The organism is Leptothrix mechoopdaensis (SeqCode) (assembly GCF_053893855.1).
The window spans coordinates 3,391,127-3,414,572 of record NZ_CM132699.1; the positions used below are offsets into that span (position 1 = coordinate 3,391,127).

Annotated in this window: 21 protein-coding genes; 6 read left to right on the forward strand and 15 right to left on the reverse strand. The window is 69.9% G+C overall.

Going from position 1 to position 23,446, the window contains the following annotated elements; genetic code table 11:
• Position 1 precedes the first annotated feature (1 nt).
• Together ACWA7K_RS14645 and ACWA7K_RS14650 are read right to left on the reverse strand one after the other, a co-directional pair.
• Complete coding sequence (locus tag ACWA7K_RS14645; RefSeq protein WP_456162123.1) at positions 2 to 1,120, reverse strand: S-(hydroxymethyl)glutathione dehydrogenase/class III alcohol dehydrogenase; 1,119 nt, start codon at positions 1,118 to 1,120, stop codon at positions 2 to 4.
• A 113-nt stretch (positions 1,121 to 1,233) separates the two neighbouring features.
• Complete coding sequence (locus tag ACWA7K_RS14650) at positions 1,234 to 2,187, reverse strand: LysR family transcriptional regulator (RefSeq protein WP_456162124.1); 954 nt, start codon at positions 2,185 to 2,187, stop codon at positions 1,234 to 1,236.
• 101 nt (positions 2,188 to 2,288) lie between these two features.
• Here ACWA7K_RS14650 and ACWA7K_RS14655 point away from each other — a divergent pair, with 101 nt between their 5' ends.
• The gene (locus ACWA7K_RS14655) at positions 2,289 to 3,422 is read left to right on the forward strand and encodes a Gfo/Idh/MocA family protein (RefSeq protein WP_456162125.1); all 1,134 of its coding nucleotides are present in this window, start codon (positions 2,289 to 2,291) and stop codon (positions 3,420 to 3,422) included.
• A 205-nt stretch (positions 3,423 to 3,627) separates the two neighbouring features.
• On the opposite strand, the gene ACWA7K_RS14660 is transcribed toward ACWA7K_RS14655, so the two are convergent.
• On the reverse strand, positions 3,628 to 4,107 hold the full coding sequence (locus tag ACWA7K_RS14660; protein ID WP_456162126.1) for a J domain-containing protein: 480 nt from the start codon (positions 4,105 to 4,107) through the stop codon (positions 3,628 to 3,630).
• Between the two features lie 224 nt (positions 4,108 to 4,331).
• Here ACWA7K_RS14660 and ACWA7K_RS14665 point away from each other — a divergent pair, with 224 nt between their 5' ends.
• The gene (locus tag ACWA7K_RS14665; protein ID WP_456162127.1) at positions 4,332 to 5,294 is read left to right on the forward strand and encodes an IS5 family transposase; all 963 of its coding nucleotides are present in this window, start codon (positions 4,332 to 4,334) and stop codon (positions 5,292 to 5,294) included.
• A 279-nt stretch (positions 5,295 to 5,573) separates the two neighbouring features.
• Here ACWA7K_RS14665 and ACWA7K_RS14670 read toward each other — a convergent pair whose 3' ends face one another.
• Together ACWA7K_RS14670 and ACWA7K_RS14675 are read right to left on the reverse strand one after the other, a co-directional pair.
• A complete protein-coding gene (locus ACWA7K_RS14670; protein ID WP_456162128.1) occupies positions 5,574 to 5,993 on the reverse strand; it encodes a hypothetical protein in 420 nt (139 codons plus the stop codon).
• Positions 5,994 to 6,276: 283 nt separating this feature from the next.
• Positions 6,277 to 7,023 (reverse strand): dienelactone hydrolase family protein, encoded by a 747-nt coding sequence (locus ACWA7K_RS14675; protein WP_456162129.1) that lies wholly within the window; start codon positions 7,021 to 7,023, stop codon positions 6,277 to 6,279.
• A gap of 133 nt (positions 7,024 to 7,156) precedes the next feature.
• Between ACWA7K_RS14675 and ACWA7K_RS14680 the strand changes: the two genes are divergently transcribed.
• The 3 genes from ACWA7K_RS14680 (at position 7,157) to ACWA7K_RS14690 (ending at position 10,767) form a co-directional block, all read left to right on the forward strand.
• Positions 7,157 to 7,831 carry a response regulator transcription factor gene (locus ACWA7K_RS14680; RefSeq protein WP_456162130.1) on the forward strand — a complete coding sequence of 225 codons (675 nt, stop codon included), beginning with the start codon at positions 7,157 to 7,159 and terminating at the stop codon, positions 7,829 to 7,831.
• Positions 7,831 to 9,144: an ATP-binding protein gene (locus ACWA7K_RS14685; protein ID WP_456162131.1), complete on the forward strand. Its 1,314-nt coding sequence runs from the start codon at positions 7,831 to 7,833 to the stop codon at positions 9,142 to 9,144. The genes ACWA7K_RS14680 and ACWA7K_RS14685 overlap by 1 nt, the downstream gene beginning before the upstream one ends.
• A 126-nt stretch (positions 9,145 to 9,270) precedes the next feature.
• Positions 9,271 to 10,767 (forward strand): Do family serine endopeptidase, encoded by a 1,497-nt coding sequence (locus tag ACWA7K_RS14690; RefSeq protein WP_456162132.1) that lies wholly within the window; start codon positions 9,271 to 9,273, stop codon positions 10,765 to 10,767.
• Between the two features lie 13 nt (positions 10,768 to 10,780).
• On the opposite strand, the gene ACWA7K_RS14695 is transcribed toward ACWA7K_RS14690, so the two are convergent.
• From ACWA7K_RS14695 to ygiD, 9 genes are all read right to left on the reverse strand, one after another.
• Entirely contained in the window at positions 10,781 to 11,977 is a 1,197-nt protein-coding gene (locus ACWA7K_RS14695; protein ID WP_456162133.1) for an ROK family protein, read from the reverse strand.
• A gap of 36 nt (positions 11,978 to 12,013) precedes the next feature.
• The gene (locus ACWA7K_RS14700) at positions 12,014 to 12,979 is read right to left on the reverse strand and encodes an ROK family protein (RefSeq protein ID WP_456162134.1); all 966 of its coding nucleotides are present in this window, start codon (positions 12,977 to 12,979) and stop codon (positions 12,014 to 12,016) included.
• Positions 12,961 to 13,662, reverse strand: a complete 702-nt coding sequence (locus ACWA7K_RS14705) for a ribulose-phosphate 3-epimerase (protein ID WP_456162135.1) — start codon at positions 13,660 to 13,662, stop codon at positions 12,961 to 12,963. Before ACWA7K_RS14705 ends, ACWA7K_RS14700 begins: the two co-directional genes overlap by 19 nt.
• Before the next feature lie 35 nt (positions 13,663 to 13,697).
• The gene (locus ACWA7K_RS14710; RefSeq protein ID WP_456162136.1) at positions 13,698 to 14,543 is read right to left on the reverse strand and encodes an alpha/beta fold hydrolase; all 846 of its coding nucleotides are present in this window, start codon (positions 14,541 to 14,543) and stop codon (positions 13,698 to 13,700) included.
• Positions 14,540 to 15,385, reverse strand: coding sequence for a sugar phosphate isomerase/epimerase family protein (locus ACWA7K_RS14715; RefSeq protein ID WP_456162137.1), 846 nt, complete (start codon positions 15,383 to 15,385; stop codon positions 14,540 to 14,542). The genes ACWA7K_RS14710 and ACWA7K_RS14715 overlap by 4 nt, the downstream gene beginning before the upstream one ends.
• Positions 15,385 to 16,464 carry a Gfo/Idh/MocA family protein gene (locus tag ACWA7K_RS14720; RefSeq protein ID WP_456162138.1) on the reverse strand — a complete coding sequence of 360 codons (1,080 nt, stop codon included), beginning with the start codon at positions 16,462 to 16,464 and terminating at the stop codon, positions 15,385 to 15,387. The genes ACWA7K_RS14715 and ACWA7K_RS14720 overlap by 1 nt, the downstream gene beginning before the upstream one ends.
• Positions 16,465 to 16,741: 277 nt before the next feature.
• A protein-coding gene (locus ACWA7K_RS14725) for an IS3 family transposase (RefSeq protein ID WP_456162139.1) occupies positions 16,742 to 17,925 on the reverse strand; the annotation gives its coding sequence in 2 pieces (ribosomal slippage) (positions 16,742 to 17,655 and positions 17,655 to 17,925; 1,185 coding nt in all).
• Between the two features lie 93 nt (positions 17,926 to 18,018).
• Positions 18,019 to 18,396 carry an endonuclease domain-containing protein gene (locus ACWA7K_RS14730; RefSeq protein WP_456210173.1) on the reverse strand — a complete coding sequence of 126 codons (378 nt, stop codon included), beginning with the start codon at positions 18,394 to 18,396 and terminating at the stop codon, positions 18,019 to 18,021.
• Between the two features lie 27 nt (positions 18,397 to 18,423).
• Complete coding sequence (ygiD, locus tag ACWA7K_RS14735; protein ID WP_456210175.1) at positions 18,424 to 19,365, reverse strand: 4,5-DOPA-extradiol-dioxygenase; 942 nt, start codon at positions 19,363 to 19,365, stop codon at positions 18,424 to 18,426.
• A 91-nt stretch (positions 19,366 to 19,456) separates the two neighbouring features.
• Here ygiD and ACWA7K_RS14740 point away from each other — a divergent pair, with 91 nt between their 5' ends.
• On the forward strand, positions 19,457 to 21,145 hold the full coding sequence (locus tag ACWA7K_RS14740) for a glycoside hydrolase family 3 protein (RefSeq protein ID WP_456162142.1): 1,689 nt from the start codon (positions 19,457 to 19,459) through the stop codon (positions 21,143 to 21,145).
• Here the strand turns inward: ACWA7K_RS14740 and ACWA7K_RS14745 are convergent.
• Positions 21,099 to 23,399 (reverse strand): ATP-binding protein, encoded by a 2,301-nt coding sequence (locus tag ACWA7K_RS14745; RefSeq protein WP_456162143.1) that lies wholly within the window; start codon positions 23,397 to 23,399, stop codon positions 21,099 to 21,101. The genes ACWA7K_RS14740 and ACWA7K_RS14745 overlap by 47 nt on opposite strands.
• Between the last annotated feature and the right edge of the window lie 47 nt (positions 23,400 to 23,446).

Here is a 23,446-nt window from a genome sequence, read left to right on the forward strand (position 1 = left end):
ATCAGAACTCCACCACCGCCCGGATCGAATCGCCGCGCTTCATCAGCGCGAAGCCCTCGTTGATGTCGGCCAGCTTGAGCTTGTGGGTGATCAGGTCGTCGATGTTGATCTTGCCGTCCATGTACCAGTCGACGATCTTCGGCACATCGGTGCGACCGCGTGCGCCGCCGAAGGCCGAACCCTCCCACTTGCGGCCCGTCACCAGCTGGAACGGCCGCGTGCTGATCTCCGCGCCCGCCTCGGCCACGCCGATGATGATGCTGCGGCCCCAGCCCTTGTGCGTGCACTCCAGCGCGTCGCGCATGACCTTGGTGTTGCCGATGCATTCGAAGCTGTAGTCCGCGCCGCCATCGGTCAATTGCACGATCGCGTCGACCAGGTTGCCGCCCGCTGCGGCCACGTCCTTCGGGTTCAGGAAGTGGGTCATGCCGAACTGGCGCGCCATCGCCTCGCGACCGGGGTTCAGGTCGACGCCGATGATCTTGTTGGCGCCGACCATCTTGGCGCCCTGGATCACGTTCAGCCCGATGCCGCCGAGGCCGAAGACCACGACGTTCGCGCCCGCTTCCACCTTGGCCGTGAAGATCACCGCGCCGATGCCGGTCGTCACGCCGCAGCCGATGTAGCAGACCTTGTCGAACGGCGCATCCGGCCGGATCTTGGCCAGCGCGATCTCCGGCACCACCGTGTGATTCGCGAAGGTGCTGGTGCCCATGTAGTGAAAGATCGGCTTGCCGTCGAGGCTGAAGCGGCTGGTCGCATCGGGCATCAGGCCCTTGCCCTGCGTGCCGCGAATGAGCTGGCACAGGTTGGTCTTGCGGCTCAGGCAGAACTTGCACTGGCGGCATTCGGGCGTGTAGAGCGGGATGACGTGGTCGCCCTTCTTCAGCGTCGTCACGCCCGGTCCGACATCGACCACGATGCCCGCGCCTTCATGGCCCAGGATGGCCGGGAAGATGCCTTCCGGGTCCGCGCCCGACAGCGTGTAGTAGTCGGTGTGGCAGATGCCGGTGGCCTTGATCTCGACCAGCACCTCGCCGAAGCGCGGGCCGTCCAGATCGACCGTCTCGATGGTCAGGGGTTCGCCGGCTTTCCAGGCGACGGCGGCTTGGGTCTTCATGTCTTCCTCCTTGTTCGGATCGTGTGGACCGGGCGGGCGCGCACGGTTGGGATCGGATCGATTGTGCCCAGGCCGCCCGGTTCACCCGGCCCGGGCATGCGAGAGGTCGCGCCCTAGCCCTCGACCCGCTCCAGCGCATGCGGCCCCGCCTTCAGCCGCTCGACCAGGAAGGCCAGGCAGGCCTTCAGCCGCACGGTCTGATCCAGCCGGGCGGCGGTGACGGCCCAGACGTCGGCGCTCTGGTGGTATTGCGGCAGCACGCGCACCAGCTCGCCGCCGCGCAGCTGCTCGGCCACGTCCCAGCCGGCCAGCAGGATGATCCCGCGGCCGTCCAGCGCCCAGTTGCGCACGATGTCGCTGTGGTTCGAGCCCATCGGCCCGGTGACGCGCACGGAGGCCGGGCCGTCCGGCCCCTGCAGGCGCCAGACGCCGAAGGTCTGGTGGCGTTCGCGGTAGAGCAGGCAGTCGTGGCCGGCCAGCTCGGCCAGCGTCTGCGGCAGGCCGCGCCGGGCGATGTAGGACGGCGCGGCGCACAGCACGCGGGCGTTGCGCACGATCGGGTGGGCGATCAGGTGCGGCTCGGTGACCTCGCCCATGCGGATGTCGATGTCGAAGCCTTCGGCCAGCAGGTCGACGCGGCGGTCCAGCAGCTCCAGCCAGATCTCCAGCCCCGGGTGACGCGCCTGCAGCTCGGCCAGGATCGGCGAGACATGGTGGCGACCCAGCCGCAGGCTGGTGCTGATGCGCAGCGGGCCGCTCAGCGCCAGCGCGTCGCCGGGCGCATCGGCCGTCCGCGCGACGCTGTCCTGCAGCCGGTCGACGGCCTCCAGCACCTGCCGCGCCCAGCCCAGCGCGGCCTCGCCGGCCTCGCTGATCAGCACGCGCCGGGTGGTGCGGTGGAACAGCGCGACGCCGAGTGCCCGTTCCAGCTCGGCCACCCGCTTGCTGACATAGGCCGGCGACATGCCCAGCTCGGTCGCCGCCGCGACGAAGCTGGCGCGGCGCGCGACCAGCGCGAAGACACGCAGGTGGTCGAGGTCCCAGGCTGTGTTGGGGCGCGGGTTCATTGATGACAAGCCGTGAATTGAGACGCGACGGAAGCCCCGATTACAAGCCAGTTCGTGCGCATTAACGTCACCGTCCCGGCTTCCTACCGTCAGGACTTCCCATGACCACCGTCACGGTGCGCAATGAGCGCACGGCCCGCCCCCCCCGGACCCGCATCGCCGTCGCCGGCGCCGGCTACATCGGCCTGGCCCACCTCGACGCCATCGCCCAGTGGCCCGACCGCGCCGAGCTGTCGGCCATCGTCGACCCGTCACCCGCCGCCCGCGCGGTGGCCGACCAGCGCGGCGTGCCGCTGTACGCGTCGCTCGACGAGCTGATCACCCGCGACCGCCCCGACGGCGTCGTGCTGGCCACCCCCAACGCGCTGCACGTGCCGCAGGCGCTGAGGTGCATCGACGCCGGCCTGCCCATCCTGCTGGAAAAGCCCGTCGCCCCGACCGTGGCCGAGGCCGAGACGCTGGTCCGCGAGGTCGAATCACGCGGCGCACGCGTGCTGATCGGCCATCACCGCGCCCACAGCCCCATCATGGCCAGCGCCCGCGAGGTCATCACCTCAGGCCGACTCGGCCGCCTGGTCGGCGTGATGGGCAGCGCGACCTTCTACAAGCCGGCCGAATACTTCGAAGCCGGCCCCTGGCGCCGCGAGCCGGGCGGCGGGCCGATCCTGCTCAACCTGATCCACGAGATCCACAACCTCCGCATGCTCTGCGGCGAGATCGTCGCGGTGCAGGCGTTCTCCTCGAACGCGGTGCGCGGCCATGCCGTCGAAGACACCGTCGCCATCAACTTCCGCTTCGCCAGCGGCGCCCTGGGCACCTTCCTGCTGAGCGACACCGCCGCCTGCCCGCGCAGCTGGGAACAGACCAGCCACGAGAACAAGGCCTACGACCACCACCCCGACGAGGACTGCTACGTCATCACCGGCACCACCGGCAGCCTGTCCGTCCCCAACCTGCGCCTGAAGACCTACCCCCGCCCGGAAGACCGCTCCTGGTGGAAACCGCTCGACGCCACCACGATCCCCCTGCTCCGCGACGACCCGATCCGCCTCCAGATGTCCCACTTCATCGACGTCGTGCGCGGCGAGGCCGCACCGCTGGTCAGTGCGCGGGATGGGTTGAGCAATTTGAGGGTGACGGAGGCGGTGGTGGAGGCGGCGGGGAGTGGGGGGGGTTGTGGGGGTTGGGTGAAGGGAGGACACATCGAGGGACGGATGCTGACGTTCGGGAACTGATTTGCGAATCACAAGAACAAGCTCACAGCCGTCTAATCACGGCACCGATTTCTCGACTTCAATCCCTCAATCAACCCTTAAACCGACACAGCAACCGCGGCTTGGCACCGGACCTACAGAACTGCGAATAAATAACTCCAGCAAATGTGGCCAGCGCCCACTCGTCAAGAGTCGAGTCAAGCCAAACGCCTTGAGGCGCCAGCCATCATGACCAATTTACGACCTTTTGCACCAAGGTTTCCGCGCCAGCCTCATGAAGTCCTTGCGCTCGCAAGAAAGCACGCAGGGACTCTTGAGAATAACCATTGAACCAAAGTCGAACTGCTTCACCTTCAAGTTCAGCGATAAGCTGAGCCTGAGTCCTGAAAGTTCTAGTGGGTTTCGAAGCAGTGTCTGCGTTTGACTTTGGCTTGGATTCCGATTGCTTGTTATTCTCAGGAGACGCTGGAGCAGCGCGGCGTGTAGCCGAACGACCGATTGCCCTATCGTACTCTTTCCGACGCGACTCATCACCGAGTACATCCCACGCCTGATTGATGATCTTCATGACGCGCTCAGCGTCTGATGATGAGTTCCGATCTGGATGGTACTTCTGTGCCAACACCTTGAATGAAGCCTTAATCACTTCGATGGGTGCATTGGGTGTGACGAACAAGTTATCGTAATGTGAATGTTGAACTTCCATGCGCGCAAATGGTTGATTTTTGAAAGTTTGGCTATCGAGCGAAGCAGGTGCTCGCCGCGCCCCACAAAAACACGGCCGGCGGAGCTCTGGAGTTATCCATCAGACTTGGAATGGAAATCGGCCCATTGCGCCCTAAACGAGCGCAAGGTTGAACTAAGGATGCTCTGCACAACTCCCACCCCACCATGCTTGCCCCAACGGCCAGCCCTTGAGACGATCGCTGCATGAAACAAGCAAGCCTCGGCCTGGGTCAGTCGACCAAACGTACGCGCCGCCGCGAGTTCCTGGGTGAGATGGAACAGGTGGTGCCTTGGGCAAGCCTTGTGGCGCTGGTGTCGCCCTATTTGCCGGAAGGCCGTCGAGGCCGTCCGCCGTTTCCGGCCGAAGCGATGCTGCGTATCCACTTCATGCAGCAGTGGTTCAACCTGTCGGACCCGGCGATGGAAGATGCGCTGCACGACGTGCCGCTTTTCCGTGAGTTCGCGGGGCTGGGTGGCTGGGACGACCGCCTGCCCGATGAATCGACCATCCTTCGTTTCAGGCACGCGCTGGAGAAGCACAAGCTGGCTGATCAGATTCTCCAGACCATCAACGAACTGCTGACGTCCAAAGGCCTGCTGCTCAAGAGCGGCACGGTGGTCGATGCCACGTTGATCGCCGCGCCGAGCTCGACCAAGAACGCCAGCGGCGAACGCGATCCGGAGATGAAGCAGAGCAAGAAGGGCAACCAGTGGTATTTCGGGATGAAGTGCCACATCGGCGCAGATGCCGAATCGGGACTCGTGCATACCGTGCGCGGCACGACCGGCAGTGTGAATGACGTGGTCGAGGCCAACCGCCTGCTGCACGGTGAAGAAGCCGAAGCCTTCGGAGATGCGGGCTACCAAGGTGCGCACAAGCGCATCGACGCCAAACCGGGGGTGACGTGGCATGTGGCGATGCGGCCGGGCAAGCGCAAGTTGCTCGATCTGACCCAGCCAATCGACGCCCTGACCGAGCGGATCGAGAAACTCAAGGCGAGCATCCGAGCAAAGGTGGAACACCCGTTCCGGGTGATCAAGCGGCAGTTTGGATACGTCAAGGTTCGCTATCGCGGCCTGGCCAAGAACACGGCCCAGCTCGTCACGCTGTTTGCGTTGTCCAACATGTGGATGGCGCGCGGGAAACTGTCGGGCGCACGGGGATGAGTGCGCCTGAAAACCGGGCGCAGGGTGCCTGGCACCCGGTTTTCGGTGCTGGTTTGCGGCGCTGCGAGTCGAATTCAGGGTTTGGCGCGTCATTGGACGGCGAAGTCAGGTTGCCGAAGGGTGGGCTGGCGGGTTGTGCAGAGCATCCCTAAGTGAGCAAGTCACGGATCACCTCGCTGCGGATCTGCGGATGTACTGATTTGGTTGCTTCTATGGGCAAACACGTGATCTGCAAAACACCTCCGGACGGACATCTTTCCAGAGAAAGTCGTGATGAAGCTAGCCTGATCCTAGCGTGAACTTTCCGGTAGTTCTGCACTTGCGGCATTTCCAACGGACGACGCTTGCATGCTCAACTCGGTCGATTATTCCGCCGCAGGCGGGATGCCTTGGCAGATCAGCTTCGGCGGCAGCCATGTGCTCTTGATGTTGTTTTTTTTGTTGCCGTGCCTCCTCTTGTAATCGCAACGAGTCCTCGCGAGCGCGTAGCGTCTTCTCATCCCTCATCGATTGAACACGAAGTTCAATATAACGCGCCGCCGCCTTTACTTGATCCATCTTGCAATCCGATAAAGCTCTAGCCCACAGACCATCTCGGCGAAGACCATTTTCAATCTCGCGCAGCGCGTCTGCGTAGAGCGCCTCATCCGACAAACGGGATTCCGCAGCCTTAGCCTTGTTGAAGTCAAAGATTCCCATCAGATGCCCCCATCAATACAAACCGACCTTCGCTCGAACAGCAGCGAATCACCTGAACACAAGGATAAGTCCCAAATTGTGGCTCACCAAATGCCTAGGTCGGCGATGACGAAGTCGTTCAGCGAAGCGTTCGCCGACCGCCGTCTGCGCTCAAAAACGCCAACCCTTTTGCCAACCCGACCGCCCCCGCAACCCCTTGTCACGCCTCACTTTTCCGCCATTTCCCCGATCACTTTTGCCAGCCTTTTTGCCAACCTTTTTGCTAACCTTTTTGCCAACCCGATCACCCCCCAAACACCCCCGCCAGGAACCCCAGCGCCTCCCCCCAGGCCGCGTCCGTGCAGGCCGGGTCGAACCTCGGACCCTCGTCGCGCATGAAGGCGTGTTCGGCCGGGTGCAGGCGCTGGGTGTAGCGGGTGCCGGCGGCGTCCAGGGCGGATGAGAGGGTGGCGCGGCCTTCGGGGGGGATGTGGGGGTCGTGTTCGCCCCAGACCAGCAGCAGCTCGCCGGTGATGCGGGGGATTGCGGCGAGGGTGCCGGCGTCTGCGTCCTGGCCGAGCTTGCCGTTGTGGACGCCGGTGGCGTAGAAGCAGACGGTGGCGCGGACGTCCGGTTGCAGGGCGGCGCGCAGGGCCAGGTGGCCGCCGATGCAGAAGCCGGCGGCGCCGAGTGCGCCGGGGGTGACGGCGGGGTGGCGGGCGAGCCAGTCGAGCGCGTCGCGGCAGTCGGCGTCGAAGGCGGCGACCGGCGTGCGCAGGGCGTTGTCGAGGCCGCGGGTGCGGCCGTCGTCGTCGAAGGGGATGGCGGTGCCGGGGGCCTCGATGCGGCGGTAGATGTCCGGCGCCAGCACGGTGTAGCCGTGGCCGGCCAGGCGGGCGCAGGCGCGGCGCATCGGGCCGGTGATCTGGAAGATGTCCGAGTAGAAGACGATGCCCGGCCAGCGGCCCGGGGCGTTCGGGCGGGTCAGCAGGCAGCGCATCGACGCGCCATCGGCAGTCGGGATGTCGACGGTTTCGGTGGTGATGATCATGGCGGGCGGACGGGTTGGCGACGAGGCGCGAGGCCGAGGTGAGGCCTCGATGAAGGCCGCGAGTTTGCCGTCTGGACGGGTACAGGCCACTGCCAGAATCGCCCAACCCAAGCTGTTCGAGGAGCCCCGCCCCATGCGCGTCCTGCTGGTCGAAGACGACACGATGATCGGCGAGAGCCTGCGTGAATCCCTGCGCCGACAGGGCATGGCGGCCGACTGGGTGCGCGATGGCGACGCGGCCGATGCGGCGCTCAGCACCGAGCAGTTCGACGCCGTGCTGCTGGACCTGGGCCTGCCGCGCCGCGACGGCCTGAGCGTGCTGCGCGCGCTGCGCGAACGGGGCGACACGACGCCGGTGATCGTGCTGACGGCGCGCGACGCGCTGCCCGACAAGGTCGCCGGGCTGGACGCCGGAGCCGACGACTACCTGGCCAAGCCCTTCGAGCTCGACGAGCTGCTGGCCCGGCTGCGCGCGCTGCGGCGCCGCCACGAGGGCCGCGCGCGCACCGTCCTGCAGGTCGCCGACCTGCGGCTCGACCCGGCCACGCACGAGGTCAGCCGCAGCGGCCGGCCGGTGCTGCTGTCGGCGCGCGAGTTCTCGCTGCTGCAGCTGCTGATGGAACGCCCGGGCGCGATCGTCTCGCGCGCCCAGCTGGAGGACCGCCTGTACGGCTGGGGCGAGGAGGTCGAGAGCAACGCGATCAGCGTCTACATGCACCAGCTGCGCAAGAAGCTCGGCGACGACCTGCTGCACACCGTGCGCGGGCTGGGCTACTACTGCGGTCCGGCCAAGGACGGCACGGCCTGATGGCGCTGTTCGACACGCTGCGCGGCCGGCTGTTCGCCTTCCTGTTGACGCTGGCGACGCTGACGGCGCTCGGCGTCGGCGGTGGCACCTGGCTGAGCGTGCGGGCCGAGGCCGACGAGCTGTTCGACTACCAGCTGCAGCAGATGGCGCTGTCGCTGCGCGATCAGGGCGGCGTCACCGATGCCGAGTCGGCCGCCCTGGCCAACCCCGAGTTCGACTACGTGGTGCAGGTCTGGACCGTCGAGGGCCTGGTGCTCTACAGCAGCCGCCCGCCCGGTCACACCGAGGCGCTGCCGAGCCGCGCGGTGCTGGGCTTCAGCGACCAGCTGATCGGCGGCGAGACCTGGCGGGCCTATGGCGCGGCCACGCCGCTGCGGGTGATCCAGGTGTCGCAGCCGCTGTCGGTGCGACGCCGGCTGGCGACCCGCGCGGCGCTGCGCAGCACCTTGCCGATCGGGCTGGCCGCGCCGCTGGTGGCCGGGCTGATGTGGTGGCTGATCGGCCTGTCGCTGGCGCCGCTGCAGCGGGTCGTGCAGGCCGCCGGCGCCCGCGACGCGGCCAGCCTGGACGCCCTGCCCGACCAGGGCCTGCCCGGCGAGCTGCGCCCGCTGGTCGGCGCCTTCAACAGCCTGCTGGCCCGGCTGGCGACGGCCTTCGCGCAGCAGCGCACCTTCGTGGCCGATGCCGCGCACGAGCTGCGCACGCCGCTGACCGCGCTGAAGCTGCAGCTGGGCCTGCTGCAGGGCGCCGCGCCCGGGCCGGAACAGGACGCCGCGATCCAGCGCCTGCGCGCCGGCATCGACCGCGCCGCCCACCTGGTCGAGCAGCTGCTCGCGCTGGCCCGCGCCGAACCGGGCGCCGCTGCGCCGCTGCAGCCGCTCGACCTGGCCGAGATCGCCCGCCTGGCGCTGGCCGACGCGGCCGTGCTGGCCGAACGGCGCGGCGTCGCCATCACCTGCGACGCGGCCACGCCGGTGCCGCTGCAGGGCGACGCCCAGGCGCTGCGCAGCGCCATCCGCAACCTGCTGGACAACGCGGCCAAGTACGGCGCGCGGCAGGTCCGCGTGGCCGTGCTGACCGAGGCCGGCCGGCCGCTGCTGCGGGTCGACGACGACGGCCCGGGCATCCCGCCCGACCAGCGCGCGCGTGTGTTCGACCGCTTCCAGCGCGGCGAATCGGCCGTCGCGGGCCAGACCGAAGGCAGCGGCCTGGGCCTGGCGATCGTGCAGGCGGTGGCGCGCCGGCATGGCGCGGAGGTGGTGCTGGGGGAATCGGCGACCGGCGGGTTGCGGGTGGAGCTGCGCTGGGGGTGAGGCGGGCTTGTCCACCCCCCTTCACCTCCACCTCACCCTCCACTCACCCTCCCCTCACCCTCGGTTTCCAGAATGCCCTTCAGGTCGACGCGATCCCCGTGTCGACGGCAGACAGGAGCACCGCAGATGTCCACGCACACGAACCGCAAGCTCACCGCCACCGCGCTGGCGTCGCTGTTGATGGTGATCACGCTCGGGGCGGGCGCCGCCGATGGCTGGTCCTTGCCGGGCTGGCTGAACAAGGACAAGCCGGCCGCCACGGCCACCGCCACCGCGTCGACCGGCACCACGACCAACGCGCCGCCGGTGCTGCCGGCCGCGCAGGTGCCGAACTACCGCGCCATCGTCCAGACCCAGGGCCCGGCGGTTGTCGGCGTCACCGTCGCCGGGCTGCGGCAGGCCAGCGATGACGCGGGCAACGATGCCGCGCCGTCCGCCGACGACCCGTTCTTCCGCTTCTTCCGTGGCGTGCCCGGACTGCGCATGCCGCCGCAGGGCGCGCAGCCCTTCCGCGGCCAGGGGTCCGGCTTCATCGTCAGCGCCGACGGCCTGGTGCTGACCAACGCCCACGTGGTGCGCGACGCCCGCCAGGTCACCGTGAAGCTGTCGGACCGGCGCGAGTTCTCGGCCAAGGTGCTGGGCAGCGATCCGGCCACCGACATCGCGGTGCTGAAGATCGACGCGACCGGCCTGCCGACCGTCGCGCTGGGTGACCCGCAGCGGGCCCAGGTCGGCGACTGGGTGCTGGCGATCGGCGCGCCCTACGGCTTCGAGCAGACCGCCTCGCAGGGCATCGTCAGCGCCAAGGGCCGTTCGCTGCCGGGCGAGAACGTGGTGCCCTTCATCCAGACCGATGCGGCGATCAACCCGGGCAACTCGGGCGGTCCGCTGTTCGACGCCGAAGGCCGCGTGATCGGCGTCAACGCGCAGATCTACTCGCGCAGCGGCGGCTTCCAGGGCCTGGCCTTCTCGATCCCGATCGACGTGGCGATGCAGGTCAAGGACCAGATCGTCAAGACCGGCAAGGTCGAACATGCCCGCCTGGGCGTGACGCTGCAGGACCTGTCGGCGCCGCTGGCCGCGTCCTTCGGGCTGAAGGCGCCGGACGGCGCGCTGGTCGCCAGCGTGATGCCCGGCAGCGCGGCCGACAAGGCGGGCCTGAAGGCCGGCGACGTCATCACCGCCGTCGACGGCCGCCCCGTGCAGGTGGCCGGTGACGTGTCGACCCGCGTGGGCATGGCGCGCCCGGGTGACCGCATGAAGCTGGCTCTCTGGCGCGACAAGGCGGGCGAGGACCTGAGCGTGACGCTGGGCCGTGCCGAGCCGGACCGCGACAGCGCGGCGGCTGCGCCGGAACATGGGGCCCTGGGCCTGGCGATCCGCCCGCTCGACCGCCAGGAACTGAAACGCGCCGGGCTGGATCACGGGCTGCTGATCGAGCAGGTCTCGGGCCCGTCGCAGCTCGCCGGCATCGAGCCGGGTGACGTGCTGCTGGCGCTCAACGGCAAGCCGGTCGACCGGCTGGAGCAGGTCCAGGCGGTGCTGAAGCAGCATCCGCGGCAGGTCGCGCTGCTGGTCGTGCGCGACGGTCAGCAGCTGTTCGTGCCGGTGCAGCTGGGCTGATCAGCCTGGCGGATCACCCCGGCGCGTGGGCCCCATACACCAGCCGCTCGTCGATCGACAGGTGGGCGTGGTGCAGGCCCATCGCGCCGCCGATCGCGCAGGCGTCGGTGCCCAGGGTCGAGACCTCGATCAAGGGCAGTTCGTGCGGGGTGACCAGGTGCTTGTCGATCGACGCCAGCACCTCCCCCCGCACCGGCTCGAACAGCGCGGCGACCGGGCCGCCCAGCAGGATGCGGCCCGGGTCCAGCACGCTGATCAGCGAGGCCAGCCCGCGGCCCATCCACCAGGCCCATTCGGCCATCGTGCGCAACGCGGCCGGCGTCTGCGCGCCGAGTGCGGCGATGACGTCGTCGAGCGTGTCGGCCACACCGCCGTGATGCCGCAGGCGCGCCAGCACGGCCTCGCGGGCGACGTAGCTCTCGAACGAACCCTGCACCGCCGTGCGCGACTCGTAGCCGTGTTCGCCCAGGTGGATGTGGCCGATCTCGCCGGCCTGGCCACGCTGTCCGCGCAGCAGTCGGCCGGCGCTGGCGATGCCGCCGCCGACCCCCGCGTCGAGGTAGACGAACAGCGCCTCCGCGCCCGGTGAGCCGTGGCAGCCGAACAGCTCGGCGGCGGCGAAGGCGTTGGCATCGTTCTCGGCGGTGATCGGGCCTTGCCAGCGCAATCGTTCGGCCATCCGCTGCCGCAGCGGCACCTGCTGCCAGCCCAGGGCCGGCGCGCGCACGACCACGCCGGACGGGTCGACCAGGCCCGGCGCGATCAGGCTCAGGCCCAGCACCGGCTGGTCGGACGGCAGTTGCGCGAGCAGGCCTTCGACCAGCCCGGCGAGCCGGTCGATCACCGGTTCGACCTCGCCGTAGCCGGCCTGGAACGCGACCGTGCGGCTGTGCACGATGGCGCCGGCGAGATCGAGCGCGACCACCGACAGATGGCCCACGCCCACATCGGCGCCGATGAAGGCGGCATGACCGGCGTTGAGCTGCACGCCCTGGCCCGGGCGGCCGGTGCGGCCGGCGACGCTCGGGCTGCCATCGGTCGTCTCGCGCACCAGCCCCTGTTCGATCAGCCCGGCGATCAGGTTGCCGGCGGTCGAGCGCATCAGGCCCAGGTCTCGCGCCAGATCGGCGCGGCTGGCGGTGCCCTGGCGGTAGAGCCGGTCGAGCACGCGGACCTCGTTGATGTGCCGCACGGCACGGGGCATGGACATGGGCAGATGCTCGGGAAGGCCGATGAATGCGGGGGTTCAGGCCGGCAGGACCAGCGAGGCCGCGCCCACCAGCCCGGCGTTCGGGCCGAGCGCGGCCGGCACCACCGGCACGTCGCGGAACGACGGGATCGCGCGGCGCGCGATCTGCGCGGCGATGCCCGGCTGCAGCAGGTCGAAGCCGGCCGATACGCCACCGCCGATCAGCACCTTCTGCGGGCTGAAGATGTGCAGCAGGCTGACGATGCCGATGCCCAGCTCCTCGGCTTCCTGCGCGACCAGTTCGAGCGCCAGCGCATCACCGGCCCGCGCCGCGTCCATCACGTGGCCGCCGTGCAGGTCGGGGCCGATGGCGGCCAGCGCGCTGTCGGGCCGCAAGGCGGCGCGGCGGCGGGCGCGCTGGACCAGCGTGGTGCCCGAGGCCTGCGCCTCCCAGCAGCCCTGGTTGCCGCAGCTGCAGGTCTCGCCCTGCGGCTGGGTCGTCATGTGGCCCAGGTGCGCGGCCATGCCACGACGGCCGCGCAGCACCCGCCCGTCGGCGATCACGCCGCCGCCGATGCCGGTGCTGACGGTCACGTAGACCAGATCGGTCAGGCCGCGACCGGCCCCGAAACGCCATTCGCCGATGGCGGCGCTGACGGCGTCGTTGTCGAGCCGGACCGGCCGGCCGAGCGCCTCGGTCAGCCAGGCGACCAGCGGGATGTCGAGCCAGCCCGGCATCGTCGAGATGCTCAGCACCACGCCGGTGTCAATGTCCAGCGGGCCGGGCGAGCTGACGCCCACGCCGGCGATGCGGTCGGCGGCAACGCCCTGCGTCACCTGGTCGACCAGCCGGCGGATCTGCTCGACCACCGCGCGCGGACCACCGGCCAGATCGGTGCGGTCGGCCGCGCGCGCCAGCAGCTCGCCATCGGCCCGCATCAGCGCCGTGCGGACCTGCGTGCCGCCCAGGTCGACGCCCACGGCCAACGGCCCGACCGCGCCGCTCATTGCGCCGCCAGCCACGCCATGCGGGCGTCCAGGTCGGCATCGCCGAAGGCCAGCGAGCCCAGCACGACACCTTCGGCACCGGCCGCACGCAGCAGCGGCACGGTCTCGTGACGGATGCCGCCGTCGGCGATGACGCGGATGCGGCCGTCCAGCCCGGCCGCCTTGACCATCGCGCGGGCCTCGCGCAGGCGGTCCAGCGCGTCCTCGTGCAGGCCCTTGCCCTTGACGCCGATGGCGGTGCCCAGCAGCGTGATGAACTGGATCTGTTCCAGGTAGGGCTTGAGCGTCGCCACCGGCGTCTCGACCCGCAGCACCAGGCCAGGGATGCAGCCGCGGCGGCGGATGTGGTCCAGCGCGCCGGTCGCCACGCTGGCGCATTCGGCATGCACGGTGATGACGTCGGCGCCGGCATCGGCGAACTGGTCGATCTGCGCGGCCAGGATGCTGTCCTCGACCATCAGGTGGACATGCACCGGCACGTCGCTGGCGGCCCGCACGCGCGCCAGCAGGTCGGGGAAGAACAGGAAGGCCGGCGCGAAATGGCCGTCGGCGACGTCGATGTGCAGCAGGTCGGCGTGGGCGTCGATGCGCTGAAGGTCCCGGCCGATGTTCAGCAGGTCGGCCGACCAGACCGAGAACTCGGCGATCGGGCGGGTCGTTGGCAGGCGGTCGAACCAGCCAGTTTGGGGATGGGGCATCAGGTGGGTCTCCGCAGGGGTTGTGGACGGTGGAATCAGGGTTGACCTTGCAGGTGCAGTCGCAACGCGGCATGCAGGTCGTGGACATGGGCGGCCTTGTCGACCGCCTTCGGGGTGATCTCGACCAGCCGCGCGTGTGGCATCAAGGCGGCCAGCGCGCGGGCATGGGCCATCGGGTGGATGGCGTCGCGCTCGTGGCCGATGACGCTGACCGGCACGCGGATCGCGCGGACCTCGTCGTCGCTGACGCCGGGGCCGTCGGCGGGGATGCGGCTGAGCAGCTCGACGGTCTCGGCGATCGGCTGGCGCGAGAAGAAGCCGCGCAGCGAGGCCAGGTTGTCGGGCGCGACCTCCGCCAGCCGGCGCGCGGTCGAACTCGCCTCGAAGGCTGCCAGCGCCCGCTCGGGCTGCATTCGCGAGAGCCAGTCGCCGACCTCCAGGTTGGGCCGGCCGTTCTCCGGCGCCGGCCCGGTCACCCAGGCCGGCCGCACCAGCACCAGGCTGCGCACGAGTGCGGGCCGACGCACGGCCAGGCGCAGCGCGATGGCCGCGCCCATCGAGATGCCGCCGATGTCGACCGGGCCGCAGCCGCTGCGGTCGATGACCTGCTCGATCAGCGCGGCCACGTCGTCGGCCAGCGTCGCGATCGACAGCGCCTCGGGCGGGCCCAGCGGAGAAGGCCCGTGGCCACGGCATTCCAGCGTCAGCAGGCGCAGATCGCCGTCCTGATCGAGGTGATCCGGGCAGGCCTCGGCCGTCTGCGCCACGCTGCCGCACAGGCCGTGCTGGAACACGAAGGGCCGGCCGCTGACGGCGTCGTGCACGGCCAGGTCCAGGCCGTCGCGCGGGAGCACGCCGCGCTGCAGGCGGTCGAGCTTCATGCAGTGACCTCGGCCAGCGCCGTGCGCAGGAACACGGCGACGCCAGCGGCTTCGTCGGCCGCCAGCCCGTGCGTGATCAAGGGGCCGCTGAAGCCCACCCGCTTCAGGCAGGCGAGGTAGTGCGGATAGTCGAGCACACCGGTGCCCGCCGTCGCGAAACGGCCGTCGGCATGGCGGTCCTTGGCATGACCCATGACGATGCGGTCGGCCAGCAGGTCGATCGCGGTCGACACGGTGCGGCGCTGCTCGTCGAGCGTCGCCACCTCGAACAGGTTGGCGGGGTCCAGCACGATGCGCAGCCGGTCGCTGCCAAGCTGGTCGATCAGCGCGCGGGCCCGCGGTGCCGAGTCCACGACGTTGGCCAGCTCGGGCTCGATGCCCAGGAAGATGTCGTGCTGATCGGCAATCCCGATCGCCGTCTCCATCGACGCGAGCAGGTCGCGCCAGGCCTCGGGCGTGGTGTTGTCCGGGTGAGCGCGCCACTGGTCCTGCGCATCGCGCGTGCCGGTGCACAGCGTGATGACGCGCGTGCCCAGCGCCGCGCACGACGCCGCCAGCGTCGCCAGCCGCGCATGGCCGGCCGCACGCACGGCCGGATCGGGGTGGATCATGTTGTAGGTGCCCGAGACGGCCGTCATCGACACGCCCAGGTCACCTGCTGCCTGCGCAACCGCCCGTGCGGCAACAACCTCGATGGCATCGGGCATCGCGGCCAGGCCGGAGCAGGCCATGTTGTATTGCGTGGCCGTGTAGCCGGCCGCGCGCACGGCGGCCAGCACGGTCTGCGGATCGCTTCCGGGAAAGGTCTTGGCGAAGATGCCCAGCTGGATCGATGCCGGCATCACAGGCCCCCTTCGACATCGGCCAGCCGCACCGGCTTGCCGCTCTCGGCGCTGCGGGCGATGGCCACCATCGCGCGCACCGACTCGACGCCGTCGCGCACGTTGGCGCCGTTCATCGGCACGCCCTTGAGGATCACGTCGGCGAAGCCCTCGACCTGGCGGCGGTAGAAGTGCCCGTCGGCACCGAGCGGGCGGCGCGTGGTGGCGTCGCGCTCATGGAAGATCTCGACGTCGCTGCTCTTGTAGTACCAGGGGTTGTAGGTCTTGCCGATCACGCTGCCGTTCTGGCCGTAGATCTGGAAGCCCTCGTGCCAGTCCATGCGCACCGCGACGGTCAGGTCCATGTGGCCGAGCGTGCCGTTGGCGAACTCGGTCTCGACGAACCAGCAGCGCGCGCCGAAACGTTCCGACAGGCGGGCGTGGACCGACACGATGTCGCCCGCGAAGTAGCGCGCCGTGTCGACCAGATGGCAGCCGTGCGCCAGCATCAGGTAGCGCCGCATGTCGGCCTTCGGGTCCTGCGCCGGCTTCTTGCGCGCCGCGCTGGTCACCATCAGCGGCTGCACCGCATCGGTCATCGTGTAGCGGTGGGTCGAGTCGCAGTACCAGACCTTCAGCGCCAGCAGCTGGCCCATCTCGCCGTCGATGAAGGCCTTGGCGGCCTGCAGGCCCTCGTCGAAACGTTTCATGTGGCCGACCTGCAGGATGCGCCCGCTGGCCTCGACGGCGCGCTGCAGTTCCAGCGTCTCCTCTACCGTGATGCCCAGCGGCTTCTCGCACAGCACGTGCTTGCCCGCCTCCAGCGCCTGGATCGCGGCCGGCACGTGGAAGGGGTCGGACGTCGCGACGATGACCGCCTCGACCTCCGGATCGGCCAGCATGGCCGCGTAGTCGCTGAACTGCTTCTTCGGCGCATGCGTGGCCGCCATGCGCTCGCGCAGGTCGTCGGCGACGTCGCAGATCGCGTGCAGTTCGGCATTGCGCGCCTTGGTGCAGCTCTCGAAATGCGCGGCCTGCGCAATCGGGCCGCAACCCAGCACGCCGATGCGCAGCAGGCGTTCTTCCTTGTTGATGGGCATGGGGATCGGTCCTTGGCAGTCGGAGAAGTGGCGCGGGCGCTGACGCCGGAGGGTCAGCGGGGCAATGTTGGGTTGGCGAACAAATTAGAGAGTGCTTGGGTTTGTTTGGCATCGATGCAAACCCTGAGGGGGGCGATCCGGGGGGGGTGAGCGTAGTTGTGGGAGCCCAAATCCCCCCTAGCCCCCCTTTTGCAAAGGGGGGAACCGATCCGGCAACACCGCGCGGTCTTCCTGGAACCCCCCTTTGAAAAAGGCTCATCACGGATTCCTGTGCTGGTCAAGCCCCAACGGACACGCCGATAGGTTGTTGTACAGCCTGCCGTTGCTCAAAGACGTTGGGCGCGACGTTGCCCAGCTTCGAGTGCCTGCGCACGCTGTTGTAGAAGCCGACGATGTAGTCGGCGATGTCCTGGGTGGCTTCGCCGTGGTTGGCGTAGTCGCGATGCCAGACGCGCTCCATCTTGAGGTTCAGGAAGAAGCGCTCCATGACCGCGTTGTCCCAGCAGTTGCCCTTTCGGCTCATGCTGCCGATCAGGCCATGGCGTGCGAGCAGCGCTTGATGCTGGCCGCTGGCGTACTGGCTGCCGCGGTCCGAGTGCACGATCAGACCGGGGGCGGGTCGACGTTGGGCAATGGCCATCTGGAGCGCCGAGCACACCAGTTCGGCGGGCATGTTCGGCGCCATCGACCAGCCCACGATCTTGCGGGCGTACAGGTCCATCACGACGGCCAGGTACAGCCAGCCGCTGCGCGTGCGGATGTAGGTGATGTCGCTGACCCAGGCCTGGTCAGGCCGGCTCGGATCGAAGCGCCGAGCCAGCAGGTTTTCCGAGACCGGCAGCGCGTGCGCGCTGTCGGTGGTGTGGATGAACTTGCGTTGCCACCGGGGGCGCAGACGGTGTTCGCGCATCAGGCGGCGCACGCGGTAGCGTCCCACTCGAAAGCCCAGATCCTGCAGCGCCGAGACCAGGCGACGACTGCCGTAGACCTTCTCGTTGGCGACAAACTCGGCCTTGAGTTGCGCGCTGATCAGGCAAGCCGCTGGCGCCTGCCGTTGTCGATGTCGCGCGCCGTAGTAGCCCGATCGGCTCACGCCCAGGACGCGGCAAAGCCGCTCGACGGGGTAGGCCTTCTTGTGCAGATGCTCGACGAGCCGGTGGCTCATCGCAGTTCCCGGACGAAGAAGGCCGATGCTTTTTTTAGGATCTCCACATCGCCCCGCAACTGCCTGTTCTCGGCCTCAAGTTGCCGGATGCGTTGCTGCTCGGCCGTCAGCGGCTTGCCGATCCCCGACCGACCGGCCGCCTCTTCATCGACCTGCGTCAACCAGCGACGTACCGCCGTCTCGCCCAGCTTCATGTCTCGGCAGACCTCGCTCACGCTCAGTCCCTGATCCCGAATCATCTGCACGACCTGCAGCTTGAACTCGGCGCTGAACGTCCTTCTTTCCTTCTTGCTCATCTGTCCTCTCCGGGGGTTGACCACCTAGCGAGGTGTCCAGGGAGATTGGACCAGCACAGGGGGGATTTGCAGTCCATCCCACCGCGCCTCCCATCACCCCATCACCCCATCACCCTCCCCGCCGCCCCCAACACTCCCCTCGATCACCGCCATCACCCCATCCAACTCCATCAGCACCTGCCGGTTGTCGAACCGCAGCACCCGCAGGCCCAGCGCCTCCAGCGTCCGGGTGCGCCGCTGGTCGTAAGCCTGGGCATCTGCCTCGAAGTGCTGCGAGCCGTCGAGTTCGATCACCAGACGTTCGGCCGCGCAGTAGAAATCGACGATGTAGCCGGCGATCGGCTTCTGGCGGTTGAACCGCAAGCCCTTCACCTGCTCGCGCCGCAGACGTGACCACAGGCGCTGCTCGGCGTCCGTCGACTGGCCGCGCAGGTCACGCGCCAGGGTCTTGAGTCGGGGCTGGTAGGGCAACACCACGATCGGCTCGGCGTCGCCGCCTCACCCCCACTGCAGGCACCGCATGCTCAGCGTGCCTTCCTGGAAGCCCTCGAACACGTGCCGGACCCGTTCGCCGGTCTGCGCCGCACCCAGCGCGACCAGCATCGGGTGGTAGTGGTCCGGGAAGGGGACGGCGGCGCGGGCCTGCGGGCCGAGGCGCTGGTAGTCGGACAGCGCCGTGGTGTCGCCGGCGTCGAGCGCGGCGCGCACGGACTGGTCGAAGCCGTCGGCCCAGTCGGTCTGGCCGCGCGGGCTCTCGGTCTGGTCGACCATCACGGCGCGCAGGTTGTGGACGATGTTGCCGCTGCCCACGATCAGCACGCCCTCGGCGCGCAGGGCGGCCAGGCGGCGGCCGACGGCGAGCTGATAGGGACCGGCCTGGGTGATGTCGATCGACAGCTGGAAGACCGGCACGTCGGCAGCCGGGTAGAGGTGCTTGAGCACCGTCCAGGCGCCGTGGTCAAGCCCGCGGCTGGCGTCGATGCCGACGGGGCGCGGGGCCAGCGCGGCGGCGCTGCGGCGGGCTGGTTCCGGGGCGCCGGGGGCCGGGTAGCGCTGTTCGTGGAGGGCCTTCGGGAAGCCGCCGAAGTCGTGGATCAGCTCGGGCTGCGCGGTGGTGCTGACCTGCAGCGTGTCGCGCGTCAGCCAGTGGGCCGACACCATCAGGATCGCGCGCGGCCGGCCCAGTTCGCGGCCCCAGGCCTGCACGCGGCGCGACCAGGCGGTCTCGCGCACGACGTTCATGGGGCTGCCGTGGCCGATGAAGATCGTGGGCGCGGGGCCCTTCATCGCGGGCAGGGCTGACGCGTTGACGGCGTCGGCCGCGCGGGCCGGGTCACTCGCCAGCCAGGCCGACAGGCCGGCCAGCGCGGTGCCCAGGCCGCCGACGGCGGCGACCTTCATCAGCCGGCGTCGCGAAGGTGAAGCGTGTTCAGGGGTCATGGCTAGCCAGCATAGCGAGCGCCCCCGCGCCGCCGCTATCGTCTCGGCCCCCGCACCCCGCTGCCACGCCCCTGCCGAGAAGGACTTCCCGATGTCTACGTCCACGCTGTCGTCCCTGCGCCTCGCACCCTTCCACCTCGACGACGCGGGCATCGCCTGGGTCGAGGGCCTGCTGCGCACGCTGTCGACCGAGGACAAGGTGCGCCAGCTGTTCAACCTGGCCTGCCACGGCGACGACGACGCCACGATCGACCGGCTGGCCAGCCTGCGCATCGGCGGCGTGACGCGCTTTGCCGGCACCGACCTGGCGACCAGCTGGCGCGCCACGCGCGCGCTGCTCGAACGCAGCGAGATCCCGCCGCTGATCAGCGGGGACATCGAGGGCGGCGCGATCTCGATCCCGTTCGGCACGCAGCTGCCCAACCAGCTCGGCCTGGCCGCCACCGGCTCGACGGCGCTGGCCGAGGAGGCCGTGACGGTGCTGGCGCGCGAGGCCCGCGCGCTCGGCTACAACTGGACCTTCACGCCGGTGGTCGACATCAACGCGGCCTTCCGCAGCGCGATCGTCGCGACCCGCTCGTATGGCAGCGACCCGGCGACGATCCTCGAACAGGCCCGCGTCAACGTGCGGACCTTCCAGCGCCACGGCATCGCCGCGACCGCCAAGCACTGGCCCGGCGAGGGCTACGACGACCGCGACCAGCACCTCGTCACCACCATCAACCCGCTGTCGCCCGAGGACTGGCACGCGCGCTACGGCCACGTCTACCGCGGCCTGATCGACGACGGCCTGATGACGGTGATGTCGGCCCACATCGCCCTGCCCGCCTACGCGCAGCAGCACGGCGTGACGGGGCTGGAGACCTGCCGGCCGGCCTGCATCTCTGCGCTGCTCAACGAGACGCTGCTGCGCGGCGAGCTGGGCTTCAACGGCCTGATCGTGTCGGACGCCTGCGCGATGGCCGGCCTGGGCAGCTGGGCCGACCGGGCCACCTTCGCGCCCGAGGTCATCGCCAACGGCTGCGACGTGTTCCTGTTCCCGGCCCCGTTCGAGGTCGACTTCCCGCATGTGATGAAGGCGCTGTCGGACGGCCGGCTGAGCGAGGAACGTGTCGAGCAGGCCGTCACCCGCGTGCTCGGCCTGAAGGCTGCGCTGGGCCTGCACCGCATGACGCTGGACGAGCGCCTGCCGCCGCTGGAAGACGCCCGCGCGACGGTGCGCGCGCCGCAGCATGTCGAGGTCGAGGCGCGTGTGGCCGGCGCCAGCGTCACGAAGGTCAAGGACGTGAACGGCATCCTGCCGCTGTCACCGGACCGGCACCGCCGCGTCGTCGTGCTGACCGACCCGGCGCGCGGCGGCTTCGCCGGCCAGCCGGCCTTCCCGCTGACGCTGGCCGACGACCTGCGCGCGCGCGGCTTCGAGGTGCGCGCCTTCGACCCCGAACACCCGCCGACGCCGGCCGACACCGACCTGCTGGTCTACCTGCTGGCGCAGGAGTCGCTGCTGGTGCGCTCGCACATCTACCTGGACTGGGCCACGCTGCACGGCGACTGGCGCCTGGGCATGCGGCGCTTCTGGCACGACATCCCGACCGTGCTGGTCTCCTACGGACAGCCCTACTACCTGTACGACGCGCCACGCATGCCCTGCGTGGTCAACGCCTACACCGCCAACGCGCCGATGCAGGCCGCCGTGCTGCAGCGCCTGCTGGGCGAGGCGCCGTTCACCGGCGTCAGCCCGGTGGATGCGTTCTGCGGTCTGCCGGATGCGCGGTACTGAACGAGGACGTGAGCGACGACGAGAGCGAGGAAGAGAGCGAGGACGAGGACGCCTCACCGGCACCTGACAGGCTCAGCGCCTGAGCCACCGCCCGCGCCAGCTCGGCGCGGGTCAGCGGCTTGGCCACGCGCACGGTGATGCCGGCGGCGGCCGCGCGTTCATCGAGCTGCGGGCCGCCGTAGCCGCTGGCCAGCACGATCGGCAGGTCGGGGCGACGGGCGCGGATCTCGCACGCCAGCGCGGTGCCGCACAGGCCGGGCATCAGCTCGTCGGTCAGCACCAGGTCGAAGCGGTCGGGCGCGGCATCGAAGCGGGCCAGCGCCAGCGCGCTGTCGCTCAGGCCGGCCGGCTCGTAGCCGAGCTCGGCCAGCATCTCCTCGGCCAGCTCGACCAGCGCGGGCTCGTCGTCGACCACCAGCACGACCTGGCCGTTGCCACGCGGCAGGTCGGCCTCGCGTCCGGTCGGCTCGGGCGCGGCCGGCTGCGCGTCGACACACGGGAAGTAGAGCGAGAAGGTGGCGCCCTGGCCGGCGCGGCTGCTGACGTCGATCGCGCCGCCCAGGTCGGCCATGACGCTGTGGACGACCGCCAGCCCCAGCCCGGTGCCGCGCAGCGCCGAGCGGGTCGTGAAGAAGGGTTCGAACAGCCGGCCCATGACCTCGGGCTCGATGCCGGGGCCGCTGTCGCTGACGCTCAGGCGCGCGTAGCGGCCCGGCTTGAGCGTGCTGGCGTGCAGCAGGCGCGGCCGGCTGAGCGTCTCGACGTCGAGCGTCACGCGCAGGCGGCCACCGTCGGGCATGGCCTGGACCGCGTTGGTGCACAGGTTCATCGCGGCCTCGTGGATCAGCGTCGCGTCGCCGTCGACCGCCGCCTGCGGCGCCTGCAGCTGGCGCGCCAGCACGATCGAGGCCGGCAACGAGGCCTCGATCATGCGCAGCGCCTCGTCGACCAGCGGCTGCAGCCAGAGCGTGTCGTGGCGGCGCGGCGTGCCGCGGCTGAAGGACAGGATGCGCTCCACCATCGACTTGCCACGCTGGCCGGCCTGCAGCACCTGGTCGAGCTGACGCGCCTGGGTCGAGCCCTCGGGTGCCTGCGTGCGGGCCAGCTCGCCCCAGCCGATCACGGCGGCCAGCACGTTGTTGAAGTCGTGTGCGACGCCACCGGCCAGCGTGCCCAGGGCCTCCAGCTTGCGGGCCCGCTGCGCACGGTCCTGTTCGGCCGCCCAGGCGGCCTCGGAGGCCCGCCGCAGCGCCACCTCGCGGGCATGGCGCAGCGTCATCAGCGTGGTGACCAGCAGGGCGGATGCGGCGAAGGCGCCGATGACGCTGGCCAGCGCGGTCCAGTCGGCCAGCGCGACGTCCTGGTCGCGGCCCAGCACGACCAGCACCGGGTGATGCGCCAGCGGCTGCACGGCCACCAGCCGCTGACGGCCGTCGCGGGCGGCGTAGCGCAGGCCCTGCGACGCGTCGGGGTCGTCCCACAGGGTGTTCAGGACCTCGACCGGCATCGGCGCGATGTCCGGCGCCACGGCATCGACCGGCTGCGAGACCCGCGTGCCGTCGCGCCGGTACAGCGCCACGGCGATGTCGGGCGACGGCATCACGGAGGCGTAGCCGCCGTCGAGGAAATCGGGTTGCGTGACCAGCACGACGACGCCGCGGAAGCGGTTCTCGCGGTCGCGCCAGTCCATCGCCAGGCCGATCGACACGTCGCCGTCGTCGTAACGGCTGCGGAAGGGCTGGCCGATGTAGAGGCCGCCCGGCCCGTTGCGTTGCGCCCCGACGTAGAAGTCGCGCCGCGCCAGCGACACCGGCGCGGCCGACACGGTCGGCGCAGCGACATCGCGCGAGGTCGCCACCACGCGGCCCTGCTCGTCCAGCACGGACAAGGCCCGCGCCCGGGGCAGCGCCGCGACGCGCGCGCGCAGCAGCTCGTGCAGGTTGGCATGGCCGGGCGAGACCAGGCCGTCGCTCAGCTCGGTGCGGGTCGCGCGCAGCACCGTGTCGGCGGTGACCAGCGTGGTGTCGGCCTGCGCGGCCACCGCATCGGCGAGCGCGCCGAGCGTGCGCAGCTCGGCCTCGATCGTCTGCGCCCGCAGCGTCCACAGGCCGGCCACCACCAGCAGCGCCACCGCCGCCTCGCCGACCAGCACGGCCAGCACGCTGCGGGTGCGCAGCAGGTCGCGCCAGCGTGGCGTGGCCCAGGGCGTGGGTGGGTCGGACAGGGCCGGATCGGGGCGGGTCGGGGCATTCATGGCGTCGGCGAGCCTAGCGCGTTCATGCCGATCGCGCCGGCAACGGT

What these genes read in the sequence shown, in the direction of transcription:
- ACWA7K_RS14695 (WP_456162133.1), bottom strand. Translation starts at nt 11,977, where the DNA reads ATGTCCATGCCCCGTGCCGTGCGGCACATCAACGAGGTCCGCGTGCTC.
- ACWA7K_RS14650 (WP_456162124.1), bottom strand. Translation starts at nt 2,187, where the DNA reads ATGAACCCGCGCCCCAACACAGCCTGGGACCTCGACCACCTGCGTGTC.
- ACWA7K_RS14745 (WP_456162143.1), bottom strand. Translation starts at nt 23,399, where the DNA reads ATGAATGCCCCGACCCGCCCCGATCCGGCCCTGTCCGACCCACCCACG.
- ACWA7K_RS14680 (WP_456162130.1), top strand. Translation starts at nt 7,157, where the DNA reads ATGCGCGTCCTGCTGGTCGAAGACGACACGATGATCGGCGAGAGCCTG.
- ACWA7K_RS14715 (WP_456162137.1), bottom strand. Translation starts at nt 15,385, where the DNA reads ATGCCGGCATCGATCCAGCTGGGCATCTTCGCCAAGACCTTTCCCGGA.
- ygiD (WP_456210175.1), bottom strand. Translation starts at nt 19,365, where the DNA reads ATGACCCCTGAACACGCTTCACCTTCGCGACGCCGGCTGATGAAGGTC.
- ACWA7K_RS14645 (WP_456162123.1), bottom strand. Translation starts at nt 1,120, where the DNA reads ATGAAGACCCAAGCCGCCGTCGCCTGGAAAGCCGGCGAACCCCTGACC.
- ACWA7K_RS14675 (WP_456162129.1), bottom strand. Translation starts at nt 7,023, where the DNA reads ATGATCATCACCACCGAAACCGTCGACATCCCGACTGCCGATGGCGCG.
- ACWA7K_RS14665 (WP_456162127.1), top strand. Translation starts at nt 4,332, where the DNA reads ATGAAACAAGCAAGCCTCGGCCTGGGTCAGTCGACCAAACGTACGCGC.
- ACWA7K_RS14720 (WP_456162138.1), bottom strand. Translation starts at nt 16,464, where the DNA reads ATGCCCATCAACAAGGAAGAACGCCTGCTGCGCATCGGCGTGCTGGGT.
- ACWA7K_RS14660 (WP_456162126.1), bottom strand. Translation starts at nt 4,107, where the DNA reads ATGGAAGTTCAACATTCACATTACGATAACTTGTTCGTCACACCCAAT.
- ACWA7K_RS14685 (WP_456162131.1), top strand. Translation starts at nt 7,831, where the DNA reads ATGGCGCTGTTCGACACGCTGCGCGGCCGGCTGTTCGCCTTCCTGTTG.
- ACWA7K_RS14655 (WP_456162125.1), top strand. Translation starts at nt 2,289, where the DNA reads ATGACCACCGTCACGGTGCGCAATGAGCGCACGGCCCGCCCCCCCCGG.
- ACWA7K_RS14710 (WP_456162136.1), bottom strand. Translation starts at nt 14,543, where the DNA reads ATGAAGCTCGACCGCCTGCAGCGCGGCGTGCTCCCGCGCGACGGCCTG.
- ACWA7K_RS14670 (WP_456162128.1), bottom strand. Translation starts at nt 5,993, where the DNA reads ATGGGAATCTTTGACTTCAACAAGGCTAAGGCTGCGGAATCCCGTTTG.
- ACWA7K_RS14740 (WP_456162142.1), top strand. Translation starts at nt 19,457, where the DNA reads ATGTCTACGTCCACGCTGTCGTCCCTGCGCCTCGCACCCTTCCACCTC.
- ACWA7K_RS14690 (WP_456162132.1), top strand. Translation starts at nt 9,271, where the DNA reads ATGTCCACGCACACGAACCGCAAGCTCACCGCCACCGCGCTGGCGTCG.
- ACWA7K_RS14705 (WP_456162135.1), bottom strand. Translation starts at nt 13,662, where the DNA reads ATGCCCCATCCCCAAACTGGCTGGTTCGACCGCCTGCCAACGACCCGC.